Origin of the sequence: Agrobacterium sp. NPDC090273 (assembly GCF_044772305.1) — a bacterium.
Classification (GTDB): domain Bacteria; phylum Pseudomonadota; class Alphaproteobacteria; order Rhizobiales; family Rhizobiaceae; genus Agrobacterium.
The window spans coordinates 541,962-567,875 of sequence record NZ_JBIVYN010000002.1; the positions used below are offsets into that span (position 1 = coordinate 541,962).

A 25,914-nucleotide genomic window follows, 5' to 3' on the forward strand; every position below is an offset into this window, starting at 1 on the left:
ACAAAAAGGATGTTCAGCGCAGCGTGAGTTCCGCGGCCAGACCGCCGCCGTCGCGATTGTAGAGCCGGACCGAACCGCCCAGCGCACCCGCAAGCTGCTGGGCTATGGCAAGACCGAGACCTGCGCCACCCGTTTCGCGATTTCGCGATTGCTCCAGCCTGAAGAACGGCTGCATGGCCGCTTCGAGCATGTCCTGAGGGATACCCGGCCCACGGTCCAGCACGGTGATGACGACCTCGCCACCGTCTCTCCGTTCAATGCCGATTTCAGCCGCACCGGAGAACTTGATCGCATTGTCGATGAAGTTGGTGAGAATGCGTCGAAGCGCATGCGGCTTGGTTGCAACTGTACCCTGAACCAGATCGATCACACGGACCGACTTGCCCGTATCCTGATAATCGTAAGCGATGCTTTCAATGAAGGAGGAAAGATCGATCCGGGACGCCTTTTCCGCATTCCCATGCGCACTTCGTGCGTAAGCAATCCCGTCCTGCACGAGCCGTTCGATCTCGCGCAAGTCGCTAACCAGCTTTTCCTTTTCGGGCGTGTCATCCGCCATATCGGCCCGCAGGCGCATGCGCGTGATCGGCGTCTGCAGATCGTGCGAGATCGCTGCCAGAATTTGCACGCGCTCTTCCAGATGATGGGCGATACGGTCGCGCATGGCGTTGAAGGCGCGCCCCGCCCGCGCTACTTCGGCGGGACCCGTCTCGCGCATCGGCTCACCCTTCTTGCTCGGATCGACCGCATCGGCAGCGGCGGCCAGATCTCCGAGAGGACGGATCGCCTGGCGCACCGCAAACCAGGTACAAAGGAGCAATAGCGCCATCTGCACAGCAAAAACATAGGGAAGCCAGCTCGCAATCGGCATGACACCGCGCGGCGTAACATCAATGGTCAGTTCAGAACCATCCGACAGTGTGACATGCCCCTGCAGCCGCTTGCCGTCTTCCGGGATGGCCTCGACTCTCAGGGGAAATCTGTGGCCTGCGGCCTCTTCGATCCGCTCGGCAATCTCCGCGCCCCTTCCAGACATGTCAGGAACGCCCGGAAGACCCGGCCCCAGCAGAAGGCGGTAGTTGCCACGGCTGAGCCGGTCAAGCCACAGCGGCCGCTCGGTTGGCGGCAGCCGGTCGATAACGGCAATCGATGTCGCAAGATCGCTCTCGAGCGTGCCCAGCATCACAGCCTTGGCCGACATGTAACGTTCGATGAAAAGTATGCTGAAGGACAGGCTGTAGGCTATCGCCAACCCGATGAAGAGGATGATGAAAAGCCGCGAACGCAGGGTACTGGGCCACCAGCCGCGTCTGGCTGTGGCGGCGGTTGTTCCGTCGTTTCCAGCCCCGCCGCTCATACCCTTGGTTCCGATATCTCGACCGGCACAGAGAAGACATAGCCTTCGGCCCGGACGGTCTTGATGTAGGTCGGTTCACGAGCATCGTCACCCAGACGCTGACGCAGGCGGCTCACAAGAAGGTCGATCGAGCGGTCAAACAATTCTGCGTCCCGACCCTGCGTGAGATTCAGCAACTGATCCCGGTTCAGCACACGTTGAGGATGGTCGATAAAAACGCGCAACAGACGATATTCCGCACCGCTCAATGCGATTTCCGTTCCCTCCCTATCGAGGAGGTGGCGTCCGACCGTATCAAGACGCCAGTCGCCGAAAGTCAGCAGATTTCCCGCCTCACTGATCTGCAGATTGGGCGGCAACATCCGTGTGCGGCGAAGAATGGCCTTGATACGGGCAAGAAGCTCACGCGCTGCAAAGGGTTTGGACAGATAGTCATCGGCCCCCATTTCGAGGCCGATGATACGATCCATCTCGTCATCACGGGCAGTCAGCATCAGGACCGGCGTCGCCTTGTGTTTGCCAGCCCGAAGCTCACGGCACAGAACCAATCCGTCATCACCCGGCATCATGACATCGAGCACGATCAGGTCGACCGCATTCTGCTCGAGAAATGTCCGCATCTGCCGGCCATCCGCCGCCACTGTTGCGCGCAATCCGTTCTTCTTCAGATAGCTCGAAACCAGCTCGCGGATTTCACGGTCGTCATCGACGACGAGGATATGGTCTATGTGTTCCATGAATGTCTTCAACGCCTTGACGCTAGCAAACAGCCCGATACCGAATGCCTAGTTGAGTTGAGAAAGAAAAGATATCGGTTTGCCGACGCGGGCAAGCCTAAAACTTCGCAACGTCGAGGACTGCCTGGGCAAATGCCTCAGGTGCTTCCTGCGGCAGGTTGTGACCGATGCCGCCGGTGACGTTGCGATGCTCATACTTTCCAGAGAATCTGGCGGCATAGGCAGACGGGTCAGGATGCGGGGCACCGTTGGCATCGCCTTCCATGGTGATGGTCGGAACGGTGATGACAGGCAGTTTTGCAAGCTTCTGCTCATAGGCGTCGTACTTGGCCTCACCCTCCGCCAGCCCAAGCCGCCAGCGGTAGTTATGGATGGTGATGTCGACATGATCCGGATTGTCGAAAGCCGGGCTTGATCGATCAAACGTCGCGTCATCGAAATTCCATGTCGGCGAGGCGGTCTGCCAGATCAGCCGCACGAAGTCGCGGGTGTTGGCGGCGTAACCGGCCCGGCCGCGCTCGGTGGCAAAATAGAACTGATACCACCAGGACAGTTCCGCCTTGGGAGGAAGCGGCTTCTTGTTGATCTCCTGGCTGCCGATCAGATAACCGCTGACGGATACCAGTGCCTTGCAGCGTTCCGGCCAGAGCGCAGCCATGATGTCGGCGGTGCGGGCACCCCAGTCGTAGCCGGCAACAATCGCCTTCTCGATACCGAGCGCATCCAGAAGCGCAATCATGTCCGCAGCAAGGGCTGCCTGCTGGCCGTTACGGGGGGTGTCCTTGGAAAGGAAGAGCGTTGTGCCGTAGCCACGCAGATAGGGCACGATCACACGATACCCGGCAGAAGCAAGGATCGGAGCGACATCGACATAGCTGTAGATGTCATACGGCCAGCCGTGCAGCAGCAGCACCGCCGGACCGTCTGCGGGACCCGCCTCGGCGTAACCAACATTGAGCACGCCGGCATCAATCTGCTTCAGCGCATCAAACGAGGTATGGCCACTGCCCTTGGCTGCAGCTTGACTGGCGGCAGGCAATGTTGCGGTGGCGGACTTTGCGTTGGCCAAAGTCGTAGCGCCAAGTTCGACAGCGGCAACCGTCATGGCGGCAATGCCAAAAAAACGCCGGCGCTGAACATTGATTTCGTTGATCATGATCTTTTCTCCAATCTCCATAATGACGATCGGAAGAAAGCCGGCAGCATGTATCTGAGGTATGTCGCTGAGCGTCGGCAATTGCATGCGGGTGTAACTTTTCGGCCAGCAGATACACTCTGATACAATTCAGCAGACGTTGCGCTCGTGACGGAAGACACGAATTGTCCCGTCTCCCGCAATCCCGGCCGTTTCTACACTTCGATACATTTTGCGTGGTGAACGGACACATCCGGGATACGTCGTATTGACCAAACTGGCGTCATCGCTGGTTCCACGGTCTCACGTTGTACCAGCTCCCGCTTTCGAGGAGACGGACACATGACGCTTCTTATCATTGCCTATCTGGGTGGAGCGCTGACGATACTCAGCCCTTGTATATTACCCATTCTTCCCTTCGTGTTCGCCCGTGCAGGACAACCCTTCCTGCGCAGCACGCTGCCCATGCTTGCCGGCATGGCGGTAACATTTGCACTTGTTGCAACGCTTGCCGCAGTCGGCGGCAGTTGGGCGATCCATGCCAACGAATATGGGCGCCTTGCTGCAATCGCATTGCTGGCTGTCTTCGGCCTGAGCCTCCTGTCACCGAAAATCGCCGCTGCGATCACCCAACCGGTTGTCGATCTGGGCAACCGGCTGGTGAATGCTCACGGCAGACCTGGCTCGGCATCGTCTGTCACCGGATCACTGATCCTCGGCGTGGCGACAGGTCTGCTCTGGGCTCCCTGCGCCGGCCCGATCCTTGGCCTCGTATTGACGGGGGCCGCGTTGCAAGGCGCGAACATCGAGACCACGCTGTTGCTGGCGGCCTATGCCTCTGGCGCCGCCACATCGCTCGCCATTGCTCTTCTCGTCGGAGGTCGCGTTTTTGCTGCAATGAAGCGGTCGCTTGGCGTCAGCGAACGCATTCGACAAATCCTCGGAGCTGCCGTTCTTGCAGGGGTTGCCGTGATCGCGCTTGGCCTCGATACCGGTCTTCTGTCTCGCCTCTCCTATGCCAGTACATCATCGTTTGAACAGGCCATTCTGGACCGCCTGCATGGGAATCCGGACACCTCTTTCGCTCGTGAGGTCGCCAGCAACGGCACTGTGCCGCTCAATGGGGCCAACCCGCCCTTCCGTGCCGATCTTCCCATCGAGGGGCGTGCACCTTCGCTCGATGGCGCCGTCGAGTGGCTGAACTCACCGCCGCTGACTGCGGAACAGCTTCGCGGCAAGGTCGTTCTCGTCGATTTCTGGACCTACTCCTGCATCAACTGCATTCGCACTGTCCCATTCGTTCGTGCCTGGGCAGAAAAATACAAGGATCAGGGTCTGGTGGTGATCGGTGTGCATTCACCGGAATTCGCCTTCGAGAAAAAGATCGACAACGTCAAACAGGCCATCAGCGATTTCAAGATCGGCTATCCGGTCGCAGTCGACAACGATTACAAGATCTGGCGCGCCTTCGAGAACAATTATTGGCCGGCTCACTATCTGATCGATGCCAAGGGTCAGATCCGCTACCACCACTTTGGTGAAGGCAATTACCGCCAGACCGAGCAGGCTATTCAAGACCTCTTGCATGAGGCTGGCAGCGAGATGGCGGCAAGTGCGCCCGTCGACCCGCAGGCCAAAGGTGCCGAAGCCAGTCCTGATCTGAAGAACATCCGTTCAGGTGAAACCTATCTCGGTTACGAACGCGCCACCGGGTTTGCATCGAAAGAACCCCTGCGTGCCGGTGTTGCCAGCGACTATACGAGCAGGGACCTCGATCTCAACGAATGGGGTCTTGCCGGAACGTGGACGATCAACCCTGAACAGGCTGTGCTCGACCGTGCGGGTGGAGAGATCACCTCCCGCTTCAGCGCCCGCGACCTGCATCTCGTTCTTGGCCCGGGCAAGGCAGGCAAGCCGGTCAGGTTCCAGGTCACGATCGATGGCAAGGCCCCAGGCACAAATCACGGCGCAGACATCGATGCCGATGGCAACGGCACCGTAACGTCGACCCGACTTTACCAGCTCGTACGCCAATCCGGTGAGGTGGAGGCGCGGAACTTCGAGATCCGTTTCCTCGATCCCGGCGTCGAAGCCTACGCTTTCACATTCGGCTAATTTCCCATCACCCCCTGAAAAATCCAAGAAGGAGACTGACCATGCAGCGTCTTATTTCAACTTTCGCAATTGCACTTGCAGCCAGCTTCGCTGCCTTCGCCGCCCATGCGGCAGAGGTGAAAAACATCGTGGTCGTGCACGGTGCACTGGCCGATGGTTCCGGCTGGAAAAAGGCAACCGAAATCCTCGAAAAGCGCGGGTTCAACGTCACGGTCGTCCAGCAACCGATCACGTCGCTTGCCGACGATATCGCCGCGACGAACCGCGTTCTTTCGATGCAGGATGGCCCGACATTGCTCGTCGGCCACAGCTACGGCGGTATCGTCATCACAGAAGCCGGGAACAACGAAAAGGTGGCGGGCCTTGTCTATGTCGCCGCCTTCCAGCCGGATAAAGGTGAAAGCCTCCTGTCGCTGGCGACATCCAAACCCTCCTCCGGCATGAATATTCGCGAGACCCCCGACGGTCAGTATCTCTATCTGGACCCCGCCGCCTTCGCCAATGATTTCGCCGCCGATCTGCCGAAGGACGAAACCGCTTTCATGGCCAGATCGCAGGTCTTCGCCGCAAAGCAGACCTTCTCTGCCAAGGTCGGCGATCCCGCCTGGAAAGCAAAGAAGAGCTGGTCGATCGTCGCCACACAAGACCGCTCGATCAACCCTGACCTCGAGCGTGACATGGCCAAACGTGCCGGCAGCCAGGTCACCGAAATTGCCGCAAGCCACGCCGTTTTCGCATCGCAGCCCGAAAAAGTTGCCGATGTGATTGAGGCCGCAGCCCGCCAGTCTGGCCAGTAAGCCCTCCAAAAAAGCCATGCGCCCCAGCCGTTCAAAAAAGGACGGCTGGGGCGAAGACAGAACTCTTGGCCGTGACTGGAGGTATTGTCAGAGGTCGATGGCCGGCTCCACGATCGCCATTGTGGACTCGACGTGATGGCGGGCTGCGCGTTCGGCATCATCTTCGTTGCGGTTGACCAGTGCATCAAAGATTTTGCGATGCTGAATGTTGGTTTCTTTCACTTCCGATTCCGAGAACAGGATCGGCACCCGCAGCATCCAGTAGTGGAACTGCGTCCGCTCATGGAACTGCGCGAGCAGGATATTTTTCGATGCCGTGACGATTAGCTTGTGGAACTGTGTGTTCAGACTGTTCAGGTCTGCACGGGTCAAGGTTTCAGCCGGCTCCATCGCTTCAATCAGATTTGCAAGCGTGTCGAGTTCAGCCTGTTCGGCATGCCGCGCAGCAAGCCTGGCAGTCGCCGCCTCGATTGCAGCGCGACTTTCGAAAATTGCGTGCACCTGGCTTCGATCGATCGTTTCGACAACCCAGCCTCGCTGCCGGCTCAGAAAGCCTTCACCCTGTAGCAACAAAAGCGCTTCCCGCACGGGCGTGCGCCCGACATTCAGGCGTTCGCACAGATCGTCTTCCACCAGTCTTTGCCCGGGCTTGAGCTCGGCACCGAGGATCATGCTGCGCAAGCGGTTTCTGACGTCGGATGCGAGGAATTCACCTGCCGCGGCTTTTCTTGATGCCATTACTCTTTTTCCTTTTCCGGCCCTTCAGTAAGCCTTACCGCCAAACTATCGATTTTGGTATATTCTCTCGTGTATAAGCAAGGTCTTCCCACACCCAAGAATCCGAAACCCGGCTGTGTGTGATACCGGCAAGCTGTCACGTCAGCCTCCCCAGTTCCTCAGAACGCGACCGGGCAGCCTCGACGGCGTACCGCATGAGCGGTGCGAGCCCCTTGTCTGCATCCAAAAGCACCGAAAGAGCGGCGGCTGTCGTGCCGTTCGGGCTCGTGACTTCTTTGCGCAGGGCAGAAGGATCGGCCGATGGGTCCAACGCCATCTTGGCCGCACCATAGAGGGTCTGTTTGGCGAGCTGCATAGCGAGATCAGACGATAGCCCGACAGAAACACCCGCTGCACTGAATGCCTCAAGGAAGGAGAACAGATAAGCAGGACCTGAACCTGAAACGGCCGTCACCGCATCCATCATCCCCTCGTCCTCAACGAAGACGACGCGACCGATAGCAGCAAGCAGGGTTTCCGTATGCTGTCGATTCGCCGCACACGCGTTACCACTGGCACAGCAGACAATCATGCCCTCCCCGATAGCGGCCGGCGTGTTCGGCATAGCGCGGATGATGACTGCATTCTCCCCGGCCTTATTGCGCATGCCGTCGATGGTCACGCCAGCCGCGATAGAAATGACCAGACCACCCGATATCAGGTGGTCACGACCTGCGGCAATTGCACCTGCAACCCCTTGTGGCTTGGTTGCAATCACCATGATATCGGCGTGGTAGTCGGGGGGCAGATCGGAAAGGTCCGCATAACTACTCGCCCCAACCACTTGCGCACGCTTTCGCAGAGCGTCGTTAACTTCCACGACCGCGAACTGGTGACCTGCCATCCCGATCCAGCTTCGCAACATGGCAAATCCCATATTGCCGGCCCCGATCAGCAGAACATTTTTCATGGCATCACTCCTTCAATCTGCAGTGTCTCACCGCTGTACGTCATCATTTGCGGGCCAGCAGTCCGGACGAAACAATCAAAACCGCCCCCACAATCGTCATGCCATCAGGGATCGTGCCGAAAACCACATACCCAAAGCCGGTCGCCCAGATGAGGTGTGTGTATGAGATCGGTGCAAGGCGGGAGACCTGCGCCTCGGGTCGCCGGTAAGCATAGGCAATGGCAACATGTGCCGCGAGCCACAACACGGCTGTTGCAACAGACAGGACCACGTCAATTCCCGTCAACTGCCGAAAGAAAAAGGGCATCGTTGCGCTCAAAAGCACAAATCCCGTGAGCGACGAATAAGCGAGTGTCGTCACGAGACTATCAGCCAGGACAGCCCGGCGCGTCATCACAAGAGCCGTAGCCCAGCAGGCTGCGGACGCGATCGAAAACAATGCTGCAGGATTGTAGTCGGCAAACCCCGGACGCAGGATCACCAGGACGCCGATCAAACCACCGAAGACCCCAACCCACCGCAGGCGAGGCACGCTCTCCTTGAGGATCAGCACGCACAGAAGGGTTACAATGCATGGCGAGATGAAGACCAGCGCTGTCGCCTCGGCAAGCGGTTGCAGGCTCAGCGCCGCGATCAAAAGGATCGTCGCCCCCGCCATTCCAATGCCGCGAATGATCTGGTCGGCAGCCGCCACGCTCCGCGCCGGCCTGCCACATCGCAGGCAAACGACGGCCAGCAGGGTGGATGCGGTCAGATAACGAAACCAGGCAATCTGGAATGGATGGTAGGTCGCTGACAGATGTTTGGCGATGACGTCAGACGCAGCAAACAGAACCATCGCGGCAAGGCAGAGCAGAACACTCTCTTGCCCACGCAAGGCGGCACCCAGATCGACGCCCGCACCTGTACGAGAGAAAATCCTCGACATCACGCGGGCTCAGGACTTGCGGATTTCAAGGACGATCCCGGCATTGTCCCGGGTGTCGAAATAGCAGAAGCCGGAGCCGTCCATCCTTTTGCCGCGAGCGATCACACCGAGGTTGAGCGCCCGCCCCTGTGCTTCCGCCGCATCGCGATCCGCCACCTCGAAACCGAGATGATAGACACCCTCACCACGTTCATCGAGGAAGCGTTTCTGCGGAGAGTCCAGGTCGCCCGGATCGCAGAGCTGAATCTGGACGTTTTCAAGATCACAGCACCTGTAGCGCATCGCGTCCGAGGCCGCCTTGTTGGGCACCTCAAATTCGAGATAGGTGCCCTTTTTCGGGTAATCGAACCACGGCCCAACCCCCAGACTTTCATAGTAGGCGACCGTTTTCGCAAGATCGCGAACGACGATGCAGACGTGGTGAAGATGCTGGAAGATTTGGGACATGACACGTTCCTTGTGAGCAAGACGCAAAGGCCTTCCCCCGCGCGGGGGGAAGGCGCGCGTTGTCTGTTTCGAATCTGGTAAATGGCGTAGTTACGCTGGCAACAGGCGGGCGAGGAATTGCCGGGCGCGATCGCTTTTCGGCGCAGTAAAGAATTGCTTCGAGCGGGCATCTTCTGCGAGACGCCCCCCTTCCATGAAGATCACCCGGTCAGCGACATCGCGGGCGATACCCATGTCGTGCGTGGCGATCATCATGGTCTGCCCTTCCTCGGCAAGCTTGCGGATCGTCTCGACCACCTCCTGCGCAAGTTCTGGGTCGAGTGCCGAGGTCGGTTCATCCAGCAAAAGGACTCTTGGCTGCATGGCCAATGCGCGCGCAATTGCCACACGTTGTTGTTGGCCACCGGAAAGTTCGGAAGGATAAGCATCCTGCTTTGCCTTGAGCCCGACCTTGTCGAGCAATTCCAGAGCAAGTTTCATGGATTCTGCCTTCGGACGACGCAGGACCTGCACCGGACCACACATGACATTCTGCAGGGCCGTCATGTGTTTGAACAGGTTGAAATGCTGGAACACCATACCGATTTTCTGACGTTGACGGCTTATCTCGGCATCGGAGAGTTCATGCAGCGCACGATCCCCGATGCGGTAGCCAATCAGTTCGCCATGGACGTAGATCCGGCCTGCGGAAATCGTCTCCAGATGGTTCACGCAACGCAGCAGCGTCGATTTTCCGGCACCGGACGGGCCGAGCAACGCGACAACTTCGCCCTGCGGGACATCGAAACTGACATCGGAAAATGCGGAGACCATGCCCCACTTCTTGGAAACGCCGACCACGGAGACGGCGTGTTTCTGAATGTTCAGGTCGCTCATCTTTGGGGGAATACCTTTTCGAGAATCGTCTGAATGGCGGTGGCGAAAGCGGTCATCACCAGGTACCAGAATGCCGCAACGGCAAGCAGTTCCACGACATGGAAATTGGAAGAATAGATGTCGGTCGCAACACGCAGCAATTCGAGGTACCCGATTGCGGAGGCGAGTGACGATGACTTCAGCAGCATGATGTATTGATTGCCTGCAGCCGGGATAATGATCCGTCCCGCTTGGGGGATGACCACCTGAACCAGCACCTGGCGCTGGGTCATGCCAAGCGCGGTTGCAGCCGCTCTCTGCCCCTTGTCCACGGCAAGAATGCCGGCACGGATAATCTCGCTCATATAAGCGCCTTCCGCCAGACTGAGACCCGCCAGCGCCGCAAGGAATGGCGTGACGATGGTTGTTGTCGGCGCGCTCACCAGAGGTTCGGCCATGAACGGCAGGCTGATGGTGATCAAGGGGAACATGATCGGCACAGCGTTGAACCAGAAGATGAGCTGGATCAGCATCGGAGTGCCACGAAACAGATACACATAGGTCGCGGAAATCGCCACAAGGATGGGATTGCCGCTGACCCGCATCAATGCCGCCACGAAGCCAATGACACTTGCGATGAACAGCGCGAGCGTTCCGAGGATCAGCGCGTTGACTGCTCCCATGACGATCAGCGGACTGAAGATGTAATTGGCGAAGACCCCGACATTGATGATGCGTGACTGAAAAGCAGCCTGGACAATCGTCACAACGATGAGCAGGGCAATGGCTCCGAAAATCCATGCGCCCCAACGGCGTCGATGTACGATCGGAAGTTCGGAAGAGTGAAGATGATCTGTAACGGCCATTGCCCTGTCCGACTTCGTTAGCGCTTGCTGGCGGGAAGATTGACGGTGATTTCCGAAAGCAGCGCGCCGCCGACACCCCACTTGTCCATGATCGACTTGTAGGTACCGTCAGCCAGCATTTCTGTCAGGGTAACCTTCACCGCGTCACGCAGACCGCTATTGTCCTTCCCGAACCCCCACGACGTGATGTACGGCGTGAGCATGTAGTTGCCGCCGACAATGGCGTATTTTCCGGGGAACTGAGCACCCATGTAGACCAGTGCCGGGAAGTCGCCGAGATAGGCATCAACACGCTTCAGGTCGAGCTGCATTCTGGCATCGGGCGCGGAGGGAAGCTGTTCTGCGCGGATTTCAACTGCGCCCTTGGCCTTGCAGGCAGCAGACGCTTCCTCGACCTTGGCCATAATGACCCGGCTACCGAGCAAGGTGGCGACAGACTTTCCGCAGAAATCGGCAATGGTGTTGTATTGGCTGATATCTTCCGCGCGTACCATCGCGGAGCCACCCGAAAGCATGTAGTTGACGAAGTCGAGCTTCTGCTCACGCTCTTCGGTATCGCTGATTCCGCCCGAGGCCATGTTGAAGCGCTTGGCCTCAATACCGGGGATAAGGGCGGCATATTCTGCCTGCACATATTCCAGCTTGAGGTCGAGGCGTTTGGCAATTTCGCGAAGCAGATCGGCACTGGCGCCCGTCACTTCGGTTGCTCCCGGCTCACGGAATTCAATCGGCGGAAATGTCTGCTGCGATCCCACGGTGATCTTGCCCGCAGCGCGTATCGGCTGCGGAACGAGCTTCGACCCCTCCCCTGCGAAAGCCGCACAACTGAACAAGACAGCCGCAAAGCCCGCCATGACGGCGGCACCACTCTTCCCAATTTTCATGTCGTTACCCCAGTTTCATCTTTGATTGATGTTTTGCTTTTCTTTCACTCTATAGCGGCGGTGACGACCACATAGAAGCCACCGCCGGATAGCTTTGTTATCGGGTCTCCGCCCCGCGACCCGGTATCTTCGAAGGGTTGGGACGATCAGCGCGTGGGCACTCGGCAGCCTTGTCGAAAACCGATTGTACCTTGGCGATATAGTCCTCCGAGAAGCCCCACTGTTTCAATCCGGCCGGAATGTGCTCGAAATAGAAATTCGGCGGACGCATAGCGATGCCGGGGGTGATCAGACGATAGGTCCAGCAATCATATTGCTTGCCGTCATCGCCATAAACCGTGACGCAGCAGCGTTCGAAATCGTCGTAGTCTTCTTCGAAATGCGTCTCGTCATGCTCGAAGACGACGCCGAACGCCTTTTCACCCCAGGCGTCAGCCGTGTTGAGAAAATGGCACCAGCCCCGATCCGTCCGGTCACCAGCAGCGTGAAAACGGAGGGCGTGATTGGCTGCGAATCCCTTCGTCACCGCTTTCGCTTCCGGCATGAACCGGGCGATCTCGATGTCGTGCAGCCAAGTGCAATAAGCGAAGTAGTACATGAAACCTCTTCCATGGGAGGGCAAAACCGCACCCGTTATTGTTGCGATAGGCTGAAGATTGCGGCCGGCCCGATCTTCATATATTATTTCGTATACGAAGATGCATATGACGTCAACTTGACTTTTGAACCTGATTTCTGAGGAATGAAACGATGATCACCATGATGGACAGCCACGCATATCCAGGCTGCCTGGCTTCGACGGATGGAGAAGTGATGGCGGGGCCAACCCACGTGCAATTCAGCGACGGTATCGTGGCTGAGGCCCGTATCACGAGCATCAGCACCGATCAGATCATTCTGGCGATCAGTGGCCACACAACATCGAAGGGCAGTGCGATTGCACAAAAATCTTGGGTGCTGGTCAGCCTCGGCGCTGATCGATGGCGCATTAAAAAGCGATATGATCTGGAAAAATAGAATGCGGTTGCGAGCTCGCCGCGCTGCTTCGCTCTCGTGACGATCAGAGCTGACCAAAGCCGAGGATTCAGCGGAAGAATACAAATTCTCCCGCGATCTCTACGTATATCGCTCGATATATCTTCTATAGCTACGGCGCCGCTGCCCCTAGAGTTTTCCTGTCCCGTTAAAGAACGGAAAGAGGGGTAAAAATGAAAAAGATCGCAATCAGCGCAACTGTCGCAACCTTGCTCGCAGCACTGTCGAACATGGCTCCCGCAAAGGCTGAAGATGTCACAATCGGTGCAGTCATTCCGCTCTCAGGCGCCAGCGCCACCACCGGCAAGGACCAGAGCCGCGGTATCGAGCTTGCCGTTAAGCAGATCAACGCCAATGGCGGTGTACTCGGCAAACAATTGAAGGTCATCGTCGAAGATTCCGGCGGCAAACCGCAGACCGCCATCGACGCCGCCAAGAAACTTGTCTCCGTGGACAAGGTGCCGATCGTCATCGGCGAGTATTCTTCCGGCAATACCATTCCACTTGGTCAGTACCTGGTTCAGGAAGGCATGCCCCATATCAATCCGGCCTCCACCAGCGGCCTGGTTCGCGGCATCGGCGCAACTTCCTACAGCGTCGTCGGCCTCGACAACGTGTCGACCGAGTTCGCCGCACAGGATGTCATCAATCATGGCTGGAAAAAGGTTGCTGTCCTGGCAATGAACAACGCCTTCGGTCAGGGTGTTGCCGAAGAGTTCAAGAAGCATTTCACGGCGAAGGGCGGTGAAATCTCCACCACGGTCATGTATACCATCGGCCAGTCCACCTATCGCCGCGAATTGCAGCAGGTGGAAGCCGCCGCCCCCGACGCCTATGTCTTCACCGCATATGGCACCGAAGGCGCTCTCATCATGCAGGAAGCCTTCGAACTTGGTCTTCAGGAAGGCAAACCCTGGTATTCGATCCTCATCACCATGATGAACAAGGATACACCGGCCGACTTCAAGGCAGGGCTCATCGGCATGGACGTCGGCTATATCGGCGATGGCGGTGACACCTACAAAACCGAATACGAAAAGACCTACGGTGAAGGCTTCCTCTCCGCCTATGGTGGTTATGCGCATGATGCCGTTCTGTTCGCGGCGGCCGCGCTTAACAAAGCCGGAGGCACCGATAAAGCTGCCGTTCTCAAGGCGATCGAGGATCTGGGCAAGGAAGGCGTCAAAGGCGCAACCGGTGAGATCAAGCTGGATGCGGACGGCCAGCGGACGCATCAGCCCTACCTCAAGTTCAAGGTCGATGGCGAAAAACTCGTCGCATACGACTGATGTCAGCAATGCCCGTTGCGATTGCGACGGGCATTTTCATCCAAGCCGACAGACTGCCCTAAGGCAGGAGTAACGACCAGTCGCCTTCCCTTTCACACAATTCCGGACTGACGACTGCAGCCTCGTCCGGAGTTGCCCAGACGGACGTGTCTATGTTTCAATTCCTTTTCGACCTCCTGATCAGGTCCGTCGATCTGGCTCTCATCGCCGTTGCCTTGAGTGCCGTTTACTCCCTGATCAAATTCCCCAATGTCGCACTTGTGCAATATGCCGTGGTGGGTGCTTTCGTGGCGATGTCACTGCATGCCGTTGGCCTGCCGCTGTTTCTGGCTGGTCTTGCCTCGGCGTTCTTCGTCGGGCTTCTCGCCGTCATCTTCAATATTCTGATCTTCGAACGCTTGCTGAAGTCTGATTCCGCCATTGCGCTGATCGGTTCGCTGGCACTCAGCATGATCCTCTCGGCTGTCTTTCTGCTGACTTATGGCCCAACGGCCTACCGCTTCAAATTGCAGGTTTCGCCGGCAATGCGCATTCTCGGGGCTCGCATCACCGATCACCAGATCACCACGCTGGTGGTAACGGCGGTCGCACTTGGCCTTTTCGCGCTTATTCTTTTCAGGACTGGTCTCGGTCGGGAAATGCGCGCTACGGCGACAAACGGCGTTCTCGCCGCCGCCACAGGGATCGACACGCGCCGCGTCACCAACATCGTCGTTTTTCTCTCCGGAATTCTTGCAGCCCTTGGCGGCATCACCCTTGCCATGCGCGGCAGTGTCAGCATCGATCTCGGCACCAACATGATGCTTCCGGTCTTTGCCGCCGCCATTCTCGGTGGGCTCGGCAACGCGCTCGGTGCGATCGTGGGTGCAATCGTCATCGCCGCCGCCGAAACCGCCATCACCAACACCAACATCGGCCCCTTCGTCGGTGAGGATTTCTACTTCCTTCCGGCAAGCTACGCGCCTGTGGCGTCCTTTGCCATCCTCGTCGTCTTCCTGCTGTTTCGCCCGCGCGGGCTGTTTACCAGCGAGGTGAACCGTGTTTGATTTCTTTATCCATGTCGCTTCGATCGCCTGCCTTTACGGGACACTGGCACTCAGCCTCAACTTGCAGGCGGGTTTTACGGGGCTCGTCAATTTTGGTCTTATCGCGCTTTTCGGTTGCGGCACATATGGGGCGGCCCTTGCAAAAGGCATGGGTTGGCATCCGCTCGTCGGCCTGCCTGCCGGCCTTCTTTTTGCGGCCCTTCTTGCCCTCTTTTACGCTCGCCTCGGGCGAAAGCTTTCAAGCGACTATTGGGGCATCGCCACGCTGTCGATCGCCGAAATCCTGCGAATCTCGATCACCAACGAGCAGGCACTGACAGGTGGCGCACAGGGCGTATCCGGCTTGCCGCTCCTTTTCGCCGAGTTCAAACCCTTTGATGGAACGGCTCGACTGGCGCTTTATGTCATCGTTCTGGCGCTTGTCTGGTTCATCTGCCAGAGGATCGTCAAAAGTTCATTCGGCCTGGCCATGAAGCTGATGCGTGAAGAGCCACAACTCGCCCGCTCGCTTGGGTATGACCTCGATGCAATCCGCCGTGTGGTCATGCTCATCAGCGCTGCCATCGCCGCATTTTCCGGGTTTCTTTATGCGCACTACCTGACGTTCGTCGGCCCGGATCAATTGTTCTCGCCCGAAACCTTCCTGATCTGGTCGATGGTGATCATTGGCGGAATCGGCAACAACTGGGGTGTAGTCGCCGGCGCCTTCGTCATGCAATTTGCAATGGCCTACGTCCCCTTCGTCAAGGACGTGCTGGATCTGCCGACCGACTTCGTTGCAGCCGCCCGACTTGTCATCGTCGGCGGTGGCCTGCTTGCCTTTCTCCTCTGGCGTCCGAAAGGACTTTTCCCTGAAAGAGTGGGAGGAAATCATGGCCGTTAAACTTCTGGAACTCGTAGACGTTTCAAAGGCATTCGGTGCTCACCGTGTCCTGGAAGCCGTCAATTTCAATGTCGCAGAGGGAGAGATTGTCGGTTTGCTCGGGCCCAACGGTTCTGGCAAAAGCACGGCACTCAACGTTATCTCCGGTTTTTTACCGTCCGACAGCGGCAGCATCCGCCTCGCCAATACGGAGATCGCCAATGTGTCACCGCAACGCGTGACGATGCAGGGTCTGGTGCGAACGTTCCAGCTTCCTGCAATGCCGCACAAGATGACGGTGCGCGAAGTGCTGCAGACCGGCGCAAGTCGCAAGGTGGGCCTTCGCTCCATCTTCAGCCGTTTCAGCTTCGACGATGAGTTGGAAACGCTGCTGGAGGCATTCCGGCTGACGCACGTGGCCGATCTTCCGGCCAGCGCGCTGTCTGGCGGACAGAAAAAACTCCTGTCCGTGGCAACCGCTTTGCGCAGCAAACCACGCCTTCTGTGCCTTGATGAACCGACCGCGGGTGTCCACCCCAATCTGAGGGCAGATATGGTGGCGATCCTCAAGCGCTACCGGGATGCCGGCGTCGCCATTCTGGTGGTGGAACACGATATGCTGTTCATTCGTGACCTTTGTTCGCGCTGCGTTGTTCTCGATCGCGGCGAAATCATCGCTGACTGCACCCCAAGAGAACTTGAAGATAATCCACGTGTGGTCGAGGCCTATCTCGGCAAAGCCGTTGAAAAGGGAAAGACGACGCTATGATCGAAGCCAAGGACATTCGCGCCGGTTATGGCGATGGCGCCGACATTCTCACAGGTATCTCGCTGACAGCAAATCGTCGGGAGATCGTCACCATTCTAGGCCCAAACGGCTGTGGCAAGTCGACCCTTCTGAAGACCATTGCCGGCTACGTCCGACCACGCGCCGGCAGTATCACCTTCGAGGGTCAGGAGGTCAGCAACATTCCGATCCATGAAAAGGTCCGTTATCACAAGGTCGGTTACGTACCGCAGACGGACAACGTGTTCGGCACCTTGACGGTCGTTGAAAACATCATGCTGGGGGCTCGTCTGCTTGAAAAGCAAGAGAAAGAAAAGCGTTTCGACGGGCTGATGCGGCAATATCCGGCACTCGCGACGAAGAAGAACCGGAAGGCCTCGGCCCTTTCCGGCGGTGAAAGGCAAATTCTCTCCCTGGCACGGGCTTTGATTTCAGGGCCGGAAATTCTGCTTCTCGATGAGCCTTCTGCGGGTCTGTCACCCCTGATGATGCATGACGTCTTCGACGCCATCGCCTCGATCCGCGACAGCGAGGACATGTGCATCTTGATGGTCGAGCAGAACGCCTTTGAGGCGCTTGGCATTGCAGACCGCGCTTATGTGCTGTCATTGGGACATGTCGCCCTGACGGCCAATGCATCCGACTTGCTGGAAGACCCCGCTATGCGCAAACTCTATCTCGGCGCTGAGATCGAGACGGCCTAGACATCGAGAACCGGGTATCGCAAGGCGGCTTAACGCGCCTTGCGACAGTCCGCTTAAAGGAAAAGCGGCAGGGCTCCGTCGTTCTTGATCTCTTCCATCACTGCATAGGTGCGGGTTTCGCAAACACCTGGCCAACTAAGCACAATCTCACCGAGGAAACGCCTGTAAGCATTCATGTTCGTCAACCGGGTTTTCACCAGGTAGTCAAAACCGCCGGCAACCATATGGCATTCCAGCACTTCCGGCGCCCGCCTTACGGCAAGCGCAAACTTCTCGAAAACATCCGGTGTCGTTTTGTCCAGCAGAACCTCGATGAAGACCAGCAGATCGTAACCGATGAGGCCCGGATTGAGGCGGCAACCAAAGCCGGTGATAAAACCATCCCGCTGGAGGCGCCGAAACCGGTCACTCATGGATGTCTGCGGAATACCGAGCCTTTGCGCCAGTTCACTATTGGTGATCCGGCCTTCGGACTGCAGGATCATCAGAATCCGCCGGTCAGTTTTATCGAGCTCCAGCACCCGTCATTCCCCATCTTTTTCTTATATACATAGACATATATTGATACATATACGCCCATGCTTTGCAAGCGGGAAAGCCCGTCCTTTCCACCTGGAAAAGTGCCTAAAGATGACGGTTCGCGAGGTGTCGTCTATCGTCCAGACTTGAGCAGAGAACCGCGAGAACGATGCCGATTGCTGCGCCAAGCAATGTGTCGAGAACGCGCTCCGGCACCATGGTGTGGCTAGCGGCATAGGGCGCGGCAAGATAGCTCATCAGCAGCGCCATTGGCGTGACGAGAATCTGGCCGAGGCCGTAATTCGAACCGATAATCACCTCCGTCGCGAACTGCAAACCGGCCAGAATGGCGATGATGAGCCAGACGGACGGTTCCTGCTGCAAGATCCACCAGACCAGGATCGCACCGGCAACGGTCCCCAGCGTTCTCTGCAAGGCGCGGTTCATGCTGATATGAAGATGTGAGCCCTGCATGACAGCCATGGCGCCAAGCACGGCCCAGGCAGGGTGCGCCGCACCGAGAACATGGGCCGCAAGACCCGCAATCGCCGAGCCGAGGGCGATGCGCAGTGCAGCGACGACGCGATGGTTCCAAGGTCGAAGCGGTTCTACGGGGAAGGGAAGATCGCCGTTTGCCTTGTGCCGGAACGCTTCCGTCAGGCTGCAGATCAGCCAGGCAAGAAGGGCGACGATCGCCGTGGCAAGGCCACGCTCGATAATCTCGCTCGCCGACGTGACGTGCCCCATCGAGGCACCTGCGGCAAAGACGAAGATAAGAGCCCCCGGAGGCCCAAATCGCCCTGTCGTGACGACAAAAAAGAACGTGCCCGAGAGCAGCGCGAGAAGCAGGAGCAGCATGATGGAAGGCGCTCCGAGCCATGCCGCAAGTGACATCACGAGAACGCCAACCGTTTGCCAGAATGCGCATTGCAGCACGATCCCGCCACGCTTGCCCCGTTCAGCGAAACGGCCAAAAAGGGCGACCAGCGCACCCAGTGAGGCAAACCCGATCAGATGAGACCATGACGAAAGATGGACAAGCGGAAGGGCAATCAGCACCGTCAATGCCGCCTGCAATCCGGCGAGTGCGGAATTGCGGAGGAACGGCTGACCCGATACCGTCATGCTTTCACGAAACTGCCTGGGATGCAGCAGGTGACGGGCTGCATCGATACGGCGAGGACGTGTCACTGCAGGCAGGGCAATCTCGGAAGACGTCTGATTGCTCATCTGGATTTCTCCTCGCGACGCCGCGCCTGGATCGCCGATAACCTCTCATCGATCCGGTCGAAGTGCTGAAGCATGATCGCGAGATCGTCATCGGAAATGTTGGCCAGCATCTCCTCCTCACCCTTCACCAGTTCGCGTCGGATGGCAGCAACACGCTCTTCGCCGCTCTCTGTCAGATAGATCAGCCGCGCTCGGCTATCGTTCTCGTCAACCCGGCGTTCAACCAGGCCCTGGCGACACAGAATATCCAGCAGGCGCACAAGGCTGGAGCCATCGATACCCACGAGGGCCGCAAGCTCTTTCTGCGTAATACCGCCACCGGTTTCCTGAAGATGAACGAGCGGTGCCCAGGTCGCATCGGAAAGGCCCGATTCAGCCAGGCGTTCGTCGAGAGCCCGGCGCCAACGGCGGGCGAGCAAAGAGAAGCGGACGCCGAAACGCGCGCGTGGAGAGGAATGTTTGGAGGTCATGGTCGGAATAAATCACAATATAGTTTGATTTGCAATTCAAATTATATTGGTGAGATTTTCTGAAGACTGAAAGCGTGTCTTTCGCCATGCGAACGCCGTTAGCAACCTGCACGATTGCCCGACGCGATCGGGCACGCGATCGTTGACACTCAAGCTTCCGTTAACCATGATTGAGCGCGATTCGTTAATCAGCCGCCGATCCGATTCGGCATCCCTTTTTGCATCGGTCGCGCAATGACACAGCAACTGCTTCCGGTGTTTTCCCGACGCCTGACCTTATTCAGCGCACTTGCTTCACTCACTTTCAGCACGCCATCATTTGCCCAGTCCGTGTGGACAGGCAGCACCAACAATGAATTCAGCGAGGGAACGAACTGGGCTCCCGGCCTTCCTGGAGAGACTGATGCAGCCACGCTGAACAGCGGTTCGCCGCAGGTCACAAATGACGTCACGATCGATCAGCTTGGCGTCGATGGCGGAAACGTTACGATCTCCAACACCGGCGCGCTGACTGTAAGTAACGGAACGACGATCACATCGGGCACGGTTGGCATCAATGCAGGCGGCGTCCTGAATTCAGACGTCAACCTCGATGGCGGCGGCCTTGCTGTCGACGGCACCCTCAACGGCAATCTGATGCTGAACACCGGCAATGTGACGGTGAATGGCGCACTCGGCGGCGCGACCGTCGGAACCGGCACGGCGCTGTCCAACAACGGAACGGTGGGCGATGTCTCCGTGTTGTCGGGCGGAACATTTGATAACAACAGTGGAGCTTCGGCAGCCACATTGACAAACGCCGGCACGGCATCCAATGCCGGCACTATCAGCTCGCTGAACAACACGGCAGGAACCTTCACAAACAATACCGGCGGCACGATCACCGGCACAGCAACGATTGCCGGCGGGACGGTGGTCAACAACTTCGTCATCACCGATGCCGATGTCGCGGCCGTCGCCACGTTCGTCAACAACAGCGACGGGACGGTCGGCACGCTCGTCAATGCCGGAACATCGTCCAATGCCGGTACGATTGGTACGCTGACGAACACGTCGGGCAACTTCACCAACAATAACGGCGGCACAGTAACGGGGAAAACGACCGTTTCAGGCGGAACGGTCACCAACAATTTCGTCGTAACCGATGTGGACGTTGCAGCCGTCGCAACGTTCGTCAACAACAGTGGCGCAACGGCTGGAAACGTCCAGAACGCCGGTACCGTCTCCAATGCGGGTACCATTGCCTCACTTCAAAACGATGCGGGAAGTTTTACCAACAACTTCGGGGGTGTCGTGACAGGCGGGACGAATGTCTCCGGGGGCAGTGTCACGAACAACGCAACCCTGAACGACGTCAACATCGGTTCGAGCGGAACGTTCACCAACACAACAGGCGCCGTCGCCGGTGCGGTTACCAATGCCGGCAACAGTTCGAATGCGGGCACAATTGCGTCCCTGAGCAATACAGCAGGAAGCTTCACCAACAATTCCGGCGGGACGATCACCGGAACCACCACGGTTTCCGGCGGCACCGTCACCAACAATTTCGTCGTGACCGATGTGGATGTTGCGGCAGTCGCTACCTTCGTCAACAACAGTGGCGCATCCGCCGGCGCCGTTACCAATTCGGGCACCACGACCAACGCGGGTACGATCGCCTCTCTCCAGAACGATAGCGGGCTATTCACCAACAATAGTGGCGGCACCGTTTCGGGAACCACAACAGTCGACGGCGGCACTGTCGTCAACAATGCAGCCCTTGCGGATGTCGATGTCGGCGCACTGGGCACATTCACCAACAACAGTGCGGCCACGGCCGGCGCAATATCCAATTCAGGCACCAGTACGAATGCGGGCACAATCGCGTCCCTCGTTAACAGCAGCGGCTCCTTCTCCAATACAGGCACCATCAGCGGCACCGCGACGGTTACAGGCGGCGAACTTGTCAACAACGGAACGGTAACAGGCACCATCGATATCTTCGACGGTGGCCTCCTTTCCGGTAGCGGGGTGTCTGGAGGACTTGTCGTCAATACCGGCGGCGTGCTCTCGCCCGGCCCCGGCATTCAGACACTGGCTGTGAATGGCGACCTGACATTCCAGGCGGGATCGATTTACGCGGTCGACATCAATTCGGCAGGTGCCTCCGACCAGGTCAATGCATCGGGTGCGGTTACCATCAACGGCGGCACCCTAACGTTGCGTGCGGAAAGCGGCACCTATGGACTTTCGACCGATTACACAATCCTGACGGCCAGCAGCATCAGCGGTACATTCTCAACCATTGACAGTGACTTCGCTTTCCTTTCTCCGTCGCTGTCCTACAGCAGCACGGCTGTCGACCTCAGCCTTGACCGCAACGATGTGCGCTTTGCCGATGTTGCACTGACGGCAAACGACCGTGCCACGGCAAATGCAGTGGAAGGACTGGGAACTGCAAATACGCTCTACTCGGCTGTCCTGCCGCTGAATGTCGAGACTGCCGCCAGTGCATTCACGCAGCTCAACGGTGAAATCCACCCGTCACTGAAAAGCACATTCCTGTGGCAGAGCCAGTTTCTGCGCGAGGCAGTCATTGCTGAAACTTCGCAGTCTTCGGCACGGCGGTCGACGAAAAACGGCGATGTTTCGCTCTGGGCATCGGGCGTACTGGCGCAGAACCATATCGGCAGTAATGGCAATGCACGCGGCATAGACAACACCGTGACCGGAGCACTGGTTGGCGCCGACATCGCGCTTCTTGACCAATGGCACCTTGGCGGCGTTCTGGGCGACAGCGACCTGTCCACGAATCCGCAAGCGGCTGCCGATTCCTACCATGCCGGCCTTTATGCGGTTGGCGACTTTGGCCCGTTGAACCTTATCGGCGGCGCCCTCTACAGCCGAAACGACATCACAACCCGCCGGGACATCGCGTTCAGCACATTCACCGATCAGCTTTCTGCCGACTACGCCAGTACCGCAGCTCAGGTCTTTGGAGACATTTCCTGGACGCTGAAGATGGATGGCATCGATCTCCAGCCCTTTGCCAATCTGGCCTACGTCAATCTCGAGACTGATGACTTCAAGGAAAGAGGCGGCGCTGCGGCTTTGTCGGTCGCCGGCGGTTCCGACAGTCTCGCCGTATCGACATTGGGTCTGCGCATGTCGTCCAACCTGGAGTTCGGCGGCTTGCCTGTCGTTGCATCCGGTATGATCGGCTGGCGACACGCGGCTGGCGACACGACACCCGTCTCGCTTTCCGCCTTTGAAGGTGGCTCACCCTTCATCCTTGAAGGTGTTACCATGCCGCGCGATACGCTCCTGGTCAGGGCTGGCATTGCTGCGCGACTGTCCAGGTCAGCACGCCTCACGCTCACCTATTCCGGCGAGTTTGCACGCGGTTTCCAATCAAATGCAGCACACGCCAACCTGTCGGTCAATTTCTGAAGCAAGCGCCTTCTCAGCCCATTTCGCCTGACGTCAATCAATCACCCACGGTGGCGACTGAACCCATCCCCCGAACGACCTCAACATAGTCAAGCAGGTGCGTCAGCAACGCTTTTCCATAGGGCGGCAACTGATCGCGGTTTCGGACACAAAGATAGATCTCTCGCTCCGACCACGCTTCGCCAATCGGCAAGATTCGAAAATCCATGCTGCGGCGATAGCGCAGAGCCGCCGTTTCAGGGACAATACCAACGCCCGTACCGCACTCGACAACACGGCACAGTGCCTCAAAACTTTCCACACGCATGCGAATGGTAGGACGCCTGCCGAGCTCATTCGCAAGACGTCGCAGGAATTGCGACAACGCCACTTTTTCGTCGAGCGCGACGAGTGGATGATCGAGAATGCTTGAATAGGCAAGCGGCCCATCCAGAGGAAAGTCACGCGGAACAATCACAACGAGCCGATCAGGAACAAACCGCCACTTTTCCAGACCCGTCATGTCGGCCGAGGATGCCACGATGCCCATATCGGCTTCACCTGCCCGCAGAAGATTGACCACTTCCAGGCTTGGCCTGTCTTTCACCGAAACGAACACATCAGGATGATCACGCAGAAATGTCCCGATAAGCTGCGGCATATGCTCGGAAAGCATGTTCGTATTCGAAAGGAAGCGAATTGTGCCGCCGCGCCCTTGCGAAAACGCATCGAGTTCAACTTCCAGCTTCCTTGCGTCATCCAGCAGCTTGCGCGCATGTCGGCACAACAGGTCTCCTGCAAGAGTCGGCTTGATGCCGCGACCGGTGCGCTCAAACAGCAGAAGGCCGAAATTTTCCTCGAGCTTTCTCAGCCGTGCGCTCACCGCCGCAACAACGATGTTGTTCTTTGCCGCTGCCGCCGTGAGGCTTCCGCCTTCGACTGCAGACAGGAAAATCTTGAGGTCGGTAAAGTCGAAGTTCAACGAAGAAACCTTTCACTTTTGATGAAATCTGTTTGTACAACAAACTGACTACCCAAGTCATCCGTGGCGACGCTATGAGGAACATCAAGTTGCGCCCGCGACACATCGACACGCCTCAATCCTTTCGTAATAAATGACAAAATGCGTCATTTTTATTCAAGATCACCTTGGATGCAGCAGGATTTTTCAGGCTTGGCTGTGTGGGCTGCGGCGATACGTATCAGGCCAGTGCGTGGGAGGCGTTCTGGATCTGCAATTTTGCATTCATTATTTATGAAAGCGCCGCTCATGTTTAGGCTTCCTCCCATCCTCAAAACCGCGCGTGGTCCCTTGGGTTCTTTCGCGCTCTGTCTTGGCGCACTGGTCGCAACAAGCTGTCCCACCTTCGCAGATGACGCTGCCGATCTCATTGCTCGGGGGCGTTATCTTGCCACTGCGGCCGACTGTGCTGCCTGTCATACCGCGCCGCACGGCGGCACACTCTTCGCAGGCGGATATGGCATCGACACTCCGCTCGGGAAAATTTTCTCGACGAACATTACGCCTTCCAAGGAAGCCGGCATCGGCAATTACAGCGAAGAGGAATTCGCGCGTGCGGTGCGCGATGGCATCGCAAAGGACGGCAGCCATCTCTATCCGGCCATGCCCTACACGGCCTATGCAAAGATCACCGATGAGGACATGAAGGCGCTCTACGCCTACTTCATGCAGGGCGTCAAAGCGGATGACCACAGGCCTCAGAAAACGGAACTGCCGTTTCCTTTCTCCATCCGTGCGTCGATGGCCGGCTGGAATCTGCTTTTCCTGGACAAGGATCGCTTCCAGCCCAACCCTGCCAAGTCGGCGGAATGGAACCGTGGCGCTTATCTCGCCGAGGCGCTGGAGCATTGCAGCACCTGTCACACGCCGCGCAACATGTTCATGGCGGAAGACGCCAGCAAGGCGCTATCCGGTGGCTCCATCGGGCCGTGGTACGCACCCGACATTACCGCATCGACGGTATCGGGTATTGGCGGCTGGTCTGAAGCAGAACTGACGCAGTATCTCAAAACCGGTCTCGTCGCAGGCAAGGCTCAGGCTGCTGGGCCAATGGCGGAAGCCATTGAAAACAGCCTTCAGCACCTTCCCGACGAAGACATCAAAGCCATTGTCACCTATTTGCGCGACGTTCCGGGCGTGACGACAACGACCGGCACCGCTCGCGACGCCTTCGGCGCGCCATCCACCGCAGTCGAAGCCTCGCTTCGCGGTCTGCCGGGTCAGGCTCCGGATGAAAACGGCTACCATGTCTTCAGCGGTAGCTGTGCTGCGTGTCATCAGGCCGAAGGCCAGGGTAACGACCATTATCCGTCCCTGTTTCACAACACGGCGACCGGTGGTGACCGCCCCGACAATCTCGTTGCCACGATCCTGTTTGGTCTGCGCCGCACGGTGGGTGAAACTGTTGCTTTCATGCCTGCCTTTGGTGCGGACGCGTCCTATACGGATCGTCTCTCCGACAAGGACATTGCCGATGTCAGCAACTACGTGCTGGCCAACTACGGCAATCCGGCGGTCAAGGTGATGCCGGAAGACGTCGCACGTATTCGTGACGGCGGTGAAAAGCCTCTCATCGTCAAGCTGGCGCCTTTTGCACTGCCTGTCGGCATTGCGATTGCAGCGATCGTCGTCGCCCTGATCGGCTGGCTGGTCCTGCGTCGTCGCCCGCGTCCGATGCTTGGCTGAGCCTCCAGCGCCCGGCCACCTCTTCACCTTTTCGCATATCATGCTCCAT

At 58.0% G+C, this 25,914-nt stretch carries 25 protein-coding genes; 10 read left to right on the plus strand and 15 right to left on the minus strand.

Annotated features, from left to right (window positions below; translation table 11 throughout):
* Positions 1 to 13 precede the first annotated feature (13 nt).
* From ACIQT8_RS08795 to ACIQT8_RS08805, 3 genes are all read right to left on the minus strand, one after another.
* Entirely contained in the window at positions 14 to 1,357 is a 1,344-nt protein-coding gene (locus ACIQT8_RS08795) for a sensor histidine kinase (RefSeq protein ID WP_400964763.1), read from the minus strand.
* Positions 1,354 to 2,094, minus strand: coding sequence for a response regulator (locus ACIQT8_RS08800; RefSeq protein WP_138791900.1), 741 nt, complete (start codon positions 2,092 to 2,094; stop codon positions 1,354 to 1,356). Before ACIQT8_RS08800 ends, ACIQT8_RS08795 begins: the two co-directional genes overlap by 4 nt.
* A gap of 97 nt (positions 2,095 to 2,191) precedes the next feature.
* The gene (locus ACIQT8_RS08805) at positions 2,192 to 3,250 is read right to left on the minus strand and encodes an alpha/beta fold hydrolase (protein ID WP_400964764.1); all 1,059 of its coding nucleotides are present in this window, start codon (positions 3,248 to 3,250) and stop codon (positions 2,192 to 2,194) included.
* 321 nt (positions 3,251 to 3,571) lie between these two features.
* Here ACIQT8_RS08805 and ACIQT8_RS08810 point away from each other — a divergent pair, with 321 nt between their 5' ends.
* The gene (locus ACIQT8_RS08810; protein WP_400964765.1) at positions 3,572 to 5,344 is read left to right on the plus strand and encodes a cytochrome c biogenesis protein DipZ; all 1,773 of its coding nucleotides are present in this window, start codon (positions 3,572 to 3,574) and stop codon (positions 5,342 to 5,344) included.
* Between the two features lie 41 nt (positions 5,345 to 5,385).
* Positions 5,386 to 6,141: an alpha/beta hydrolase gene (locus tag ACIQT8_RS08815; RefSeq protein ID WP_400964766.1), complete on the plus strand. Its 756-nt coding sequence runs from the start codon at positions 5,386 to 5,388 to the stop codon at positions 6,139 to 6,141.
* 87 nt (positions 6,142 to 6,228) lie between these two features.
* On the opposite strand, the gene ACIQT8_RS08820 is transcribed toward ACIQT8_RS08815, so the two are convergent.
* The 8 genes from ACIQT8_RS08820 to ACIQT8_RS08855 all read right to left on the minus strand — a co-directional run bounded on the left by ACIQT8_RS08820 (position 6,229) and on the right by ACIQT8_RS08855 (position 12,406).
* Complete coding sequence (locus tag ACIQT8_RS08820; RefSeq protein WP_138791896.1) at positions 6,229 to 6,879, minus strand: GntR family transcriptional regulator; 651 nt, start codon at positions 6,877 to 6,879, stop codon at positions 6,229 to 6,231.
* 136 nt (positions 6,880 to 7,015) lie between these two features.
* Positions 7,016 to 7,828 (minus strand): pyrroline-5-carboxylate reductase, encoded by an 813-nt coding sequence (gene proC / locus ACIQT8_RS08825; protein WP_400964767.1) that lies wholly within the window; start codon positions 7,826 to 7,828, stop codon positions 7,016 to 7,018.
* Between the two features lie 43 nt (positions 7,829 to 7,871).
* The gene (locus tag ACIQT8_RS08830; protein WP_400964768.1) at positions 7,872 to 8,756 is read right to left on the minus strand and encodes a DMT family transporter; all 885 of its coding nucleotides are present in this window, start codon (positions 8,754 to 8,756) and stop codon (positions 7,872 to 7,874) included.
* Between the two features lie 9 nt (positions 8,757 to 8,765).
* A complete protein-coding gene (locus ACIQT8_RS08835) occupies positions 8,766 to 9,203 on the minus strand; it encodes a VOC family protein (RefSeq protein ID WP_400964769.1) in 438 nt (145 codons plus the stop codon).
* A 90-nt stretch (positions 9,204 to 9,293) separates the two neighbouring features.
* Positions 9,294 to 10,079 (minus strand): amino acid ABC transporter ATP-binding protein, encoded by a 786-nt coding sequence (locus ACIQT8_RS08840; protein WP_138791892.1) that lies wholly within the window; start codon positions 10,077 to 10,079, stop codon positions 9,294 to 9,296.
* Positions 10,076 to 10,924, minus strand: coding sequence for an amino acid ABC transporter permease (locus ACIQT8_RS08845; protein ID WP_400964770.1), 849 nt, complete (start codon positions 10,922 to 10,924; stop codon positions 10,076 to 10,078). Before ACIQT8_RS08845 ends, ACIQT8_RS08840 begins: the two co-directional genes overlap by 4 nt.
* A 17-nt stretch (positions 10,925 to 10,941) precedes the next feature.
* Positions 10,942 to 11,808 (minus strand): ABC transporter substrate-binding protein, encoded by an 867-nt coding sequence (locus tag ACIQT8_RS08850; protein ID WP_400964771.1) that lies wholly within the window; start codon positions 11,806 to 11,808, stop codon positions 10,942 to 10,944.
* Positions 11,809 to 11,905: 97 nt separating this feature from the next.
* Positions 11,906 to 12,406: a gamma-glutamylcyclotransferase family protein gene (locus ACIQT8_RS08855; protein WP_138791889.1), complete on the minus strand. Its 501-nt coding sequence runs from the start codon at positions 12,404 to 12,406 to the stop codon at positions 11,906 to 11,908.
* Positions 12,407 to 12,558: 152 nt separating this feature from the next.
* Here ACIQT8_RS08855 and ACIQT8_RS08860 point away from each other — a divergent pair, with 152 nt between their 5' ends.
* The 6 genes from ACIQT8_RS08860 to ACIQT8_RS08885 all read left to right on the plus strand — a co-directional run bounded on the left by ACIQT8_RS08860 (position 12,559) and on the right by ACIQT8_RS08885 (position 17,531).
* Positions 12,559 to 12,825 carry a hypothetical protein gene (locus tag ACIQT8_RS08860; protein WP_138791888.1) on the plus strand — a complete coding sequence of 89 codons (267 nt, stop codon included), beginning with the start codon at positions 12,559 to 12,561 and terminating at the stop codon, positions 12,823 to 12,825.
* A gap of 191 nt (positions 12,826 to 13,016) precedes the next feature.
* Positions 13,017 to 14,132 carry an ABC transporter substrate-binding protein gene (locus ACIQT8_RS08865; protein ID WP_138791887.1) on the plus strand — a complete coding sequence of 372 codons (1,116 nt, stop codon included), beginning with the start codon at positions 13,017 to 13,019 and terminating at the stop codon, positions 14,130 to 14,132.
* Positions 14,133 to 14,284: 152 nt separating this feature from the next.
* A complete protein-coding gene (locus ACIQT8_RS08870; RefSeq protein ID WP_400964772.1) occupies positions 14,285 to 15,178 on the plus strand; it encodes a branched-chain amino acid ABC transporter permease in 894 nt (297 codons plus the stop codon).
* Positions 15,171 to 16,061 carry a branched-chain amino acid ABC transporter permease gene (locus ACIQT8_RS08875; protein ID WP_400964773.1) on the plus strand — a complete coding sequence of 297 codons (891 nt, stop codon included), beginning with the start codon at positions 15,171 to 15,173 and terminating at the stop codon, positions 16,059 to 16,061. Before ACIQT8_RS08870 ends, ACIQT8_RS08875 begins: the two co-directional genes overlap by 8 nt.
* A complete protein-coding gene (locus ACIQT8_RS08880; RefSeq protein ID WP_400964774.1) occupies positions 16,051 to 16,809 on the plus strand; it encodes an ABC transporter ATP-binding protein in 759 nt (252 codons plus the stop codon). Before ACIQT8_RS08875 ends, ACIQT8_RS08880 begins: the two co-directional genes overlap by 11 nt.
* Positions 16,806 to 17,531 (plus strand): ABC transporter ATP-binding protein, encoded by a 726-nt coding sequence (locus ACIQT8_RS08885; RefSeq protein ID WP_400964775.1) that lies wholly within the window; start codon positions 16,806 to 16,808, stop codon positions 17,529 to 17,531. Before ACIQT8_RS08880 ends, ACIQT8_RS08885 begins: the two co-directional genes overlap by 4 nt.
* 53 nt (positions 17,532 to 17,584) lie before the next feature.
* Here ACIQT8_RS08885 and ACIQT8_RS08890 read toward each other — a convergent pair whose 3' ends face one another.
* The 3 genes from ACIQT8_RS08890 to ACIQT8_RS08900 all read right to left on the minus strand — a co-directional run bounded on the left by ACIQT8_RS08890 (position 17,585) and on the right by ACIQT8_RS08900 (position 19,750).
* Positions 17,585 to 18,052, minus strand: a complete 468-nt coding sequence (locus ACIQT8_RS08890; RefSeq protein ID WP_178340670.1) for an Lrp/AsnC ligand binding domain-containing protein — start codon at positions 18,050 to 18,052, stop codon at positions 17,585 to 17,587.
* A gap of 103 nt (positions 18,053 to 18,155) precedes the next feature.
* Entirely contained in the window at positions 18,156 to 19,280 is a 1,125-nt protein-coding gene (locus tag ACIQT8_RS08895) for an FUSC family protein (RefSeq protein WP_400964776.1), read from the minus strand.
* On the minus strand, positions 19,277 to 19,750 hold the full coding sequence (locus ACIQT8_RS08900) for a MarR family winged helix-turn-helix transcriptional regulator (protein ID WP_138791881.1): 474 nt from the start codon (positions 19,748 to 19,750) through the stop codon (positions 19,277 to 19,279). The genes ACIQT8_RS08895 and ACIQT8_RS08900 overlap by 4 nt, the downstream gene beginning before the upstream one ends.
* 234 nt (positions 19,751 to 19,984) lie before the next feature.
* On the opposite strand from ACIQT8_RS08900, the gene ACIQT8_RS08905 reads away from it, so the two are divergent.
* A complete protein-coding gene (locus ACIQT8_RS08905; RefSeq protein ID WP_400964777.1) occupies positions 19,985 to 23,179 on the plus strand; it encodes an autotransporter domain-containing protein in 3,195 nt (1,064 codons plus the stop codon).
* Positions 23,180 to 23,216: 37 nt separating this feature from the next.
* Here ACIQT8_RS08905 and ACIQT8_RS08910 read toward each other — a convergent pair whose 3' ends face one another.
* Complete coding sequence (locus tag ACIQT8_RS08910) at positions 23,217 to 24,140, minus strand: LysR family transcriptional regulator (protein WP_400964778.1); 924 nt, start codon at positions 24,138 to 24,140, stop codon at positions 23,217 to 23,219.
* A gap of 288 nt (positions 24,141 to 24,428) precedes the next feature.
* Here ACIQT8_RS08910 and ACIQT8_RS08915 point away from each other — a divergent pair, with 288 nt between their 5' ends.
* The gene (locus ACIQT8_RS08915) at positions 24,429 to 25,865 is read left to right on the plus strand and encodes a c-type cytochrome (protein WP_400964779.1); all 1,437 of its coding nucleotides are present in this window, start codon (positions 24,429 to 24,431) and stop codon (positions 25,863 to 25,865) included.
* Positions 25,866 to 25,914: the final 49 nt, after the last annotated feature.

Coding starts and splice junctions, on each gene's coding strand:
- ACIQT8_RS08795 (WP_400964763.1), bottom strand. CDS start 1,357: ATGAGCGGCGGGGCTGGAAACGACGGAACAACCGCCGCCACAGCCAGA.
- ACIQT8_RS08800 (WP_138791900.1), bottom strand. CDS start 2,094: ATGGAACACATAGACCATATCCTCGTCGTCGATGACGACCGTGAAATC.
- ACIQT8_RS08805 (WP_400964764.1), bottom strand. CDS start 3,250: ATGATCAACGAAATCAATGTTCAGCGCCGGCGTTTTTTTGGCATTGCC.
- ACIQT8_RS08810 (WP_400964765.1), top strand. CDS start 3,572: ATGACGCTTCTTATCATTGCCTATCTGGGTGGAGCGCTGACGATACTC.
- ACIQT8_RS08815 (WP_400964766.1), top strand. CDS start 5,386: ATGCAGCGTCTTATTTCAACTTTCGCAATTGCACTTGCAGCCAGCTTC.
- ACIQT8_RS08820 (WP_138791896.1), bottom strand. CDS start 6,879: ATGGCATCAAGAAAAGCCGCGGCAGGTGAATTCCTCGCATCCGACGTC.
- proC (WP_400964767.1), bottom strand. CDS start 7,828: ATGAAAAATGTTCTGCTGATCGGGGCCGGCAATATGGGATTTGCCATG.
- ACIQT8_RS08830 (WP_400964768.1), bottom strand. CDS start 8,756: ATGTCGAGGATTTTCTCTCGTACAGGTGCGGGCGTCGATCTGGGTGCC.
- ACIQT8_RS08835 (WP_400964769.1), bottom strand. CDS start 9,203: ATGTCCCAAATCTTCCAGCATCTTCACCACGTCTGCATCGTCGTTCGC.
- ACIQT8_RS08840 (WP_138791892.1), bottom strand. CDS start 10,079: ATGAGCGACCTGAACATTCAGAAACACGCCGTCTCCGTGGTCGGCGTT.
- ACIQT8_RS08845 (WP_400964770.1), bottom strand. CDS start 10,924: ATGGCCGTTACAGATCATCTTCACTCTTCCGAACTTCCGATCGTACAT.
- ACIQT8_RS08850 (WP_400964771.1), bottom strand. CDS start 11,808: ATGAAAATTGGGAAGAGTGGTGCCGCCGTCATGGCGGGCTTTGCGGCT.
- ACIQT8_RS08855 (WP_138791889.1), bottom strand. CDS start 12,406: ATGTACTACTTCGCTTATTGCACTTGGCTGCACGACATCGAGATCGCC.
- ACIQT8_RS08860 (WP_138791888.1), top strand. CDS start 12,559: ATGATCACCATGATGGACAGCCACGCATATCCAGGCTGCCTGGCTTCG.
- ACIQT8_RS08865 (WP_138791887.1), top strand. CDS start 13,017: ATGAAAAAGATCGCAATCAGCGCAACTGTCGCAACCTTGCTCGCAGCA.
- ACIQT8_RS08870 (WP_400964772.1), top strand. CDS start 14,285: ATGTTTCAATTCCTTTTCGACCTCCTGATCAGGTCCGTCGATCTGGCT.
- ACIQT8_RS08880 (WP_400964774.1), top strand. CDS start 16,051: ATGGCCGTTAAACTTCTGGAACTCGTAGACGTTTCAAAGGCATTCGGT.
- ACIQT8_RS08885 (WP_400964775.1), top strand. CDS start 16,806: ATGATCGAAGCCAAGGACATTCGCGCCGGTTATGGCGATGGCGCCGAC.
- ACIQT8_RS08895 (WP_400964776.1), bottom strand. CDS start 19,280: ATGAGCAATCAGACGTCTTCCGAGATTGCCCTGCCTGCAGTGACACGT.
- ACIQT8_RS08900 (WP_138791881.1), bottom strand. CDS start 19,750: ATGACCTCCAAACATTCCTCTCCACGCGCGCGTTTCGGCGTCCGCTTC.
- ACIQT8_RS08905 (WP_400964777.1), top strand. CDS start 19,985: ATGACACAGCAACTGCTTCCGGTGTTTTCCCGACGCCTGACCTTATTC.
- ACIQT8_RS08915 (WP_400964779.1), top strand. CDS start 24,429: ATGTTTAGGCTTCCTCCCATCCTCAAAACCGCGCGTGGTCCCTTGGGT.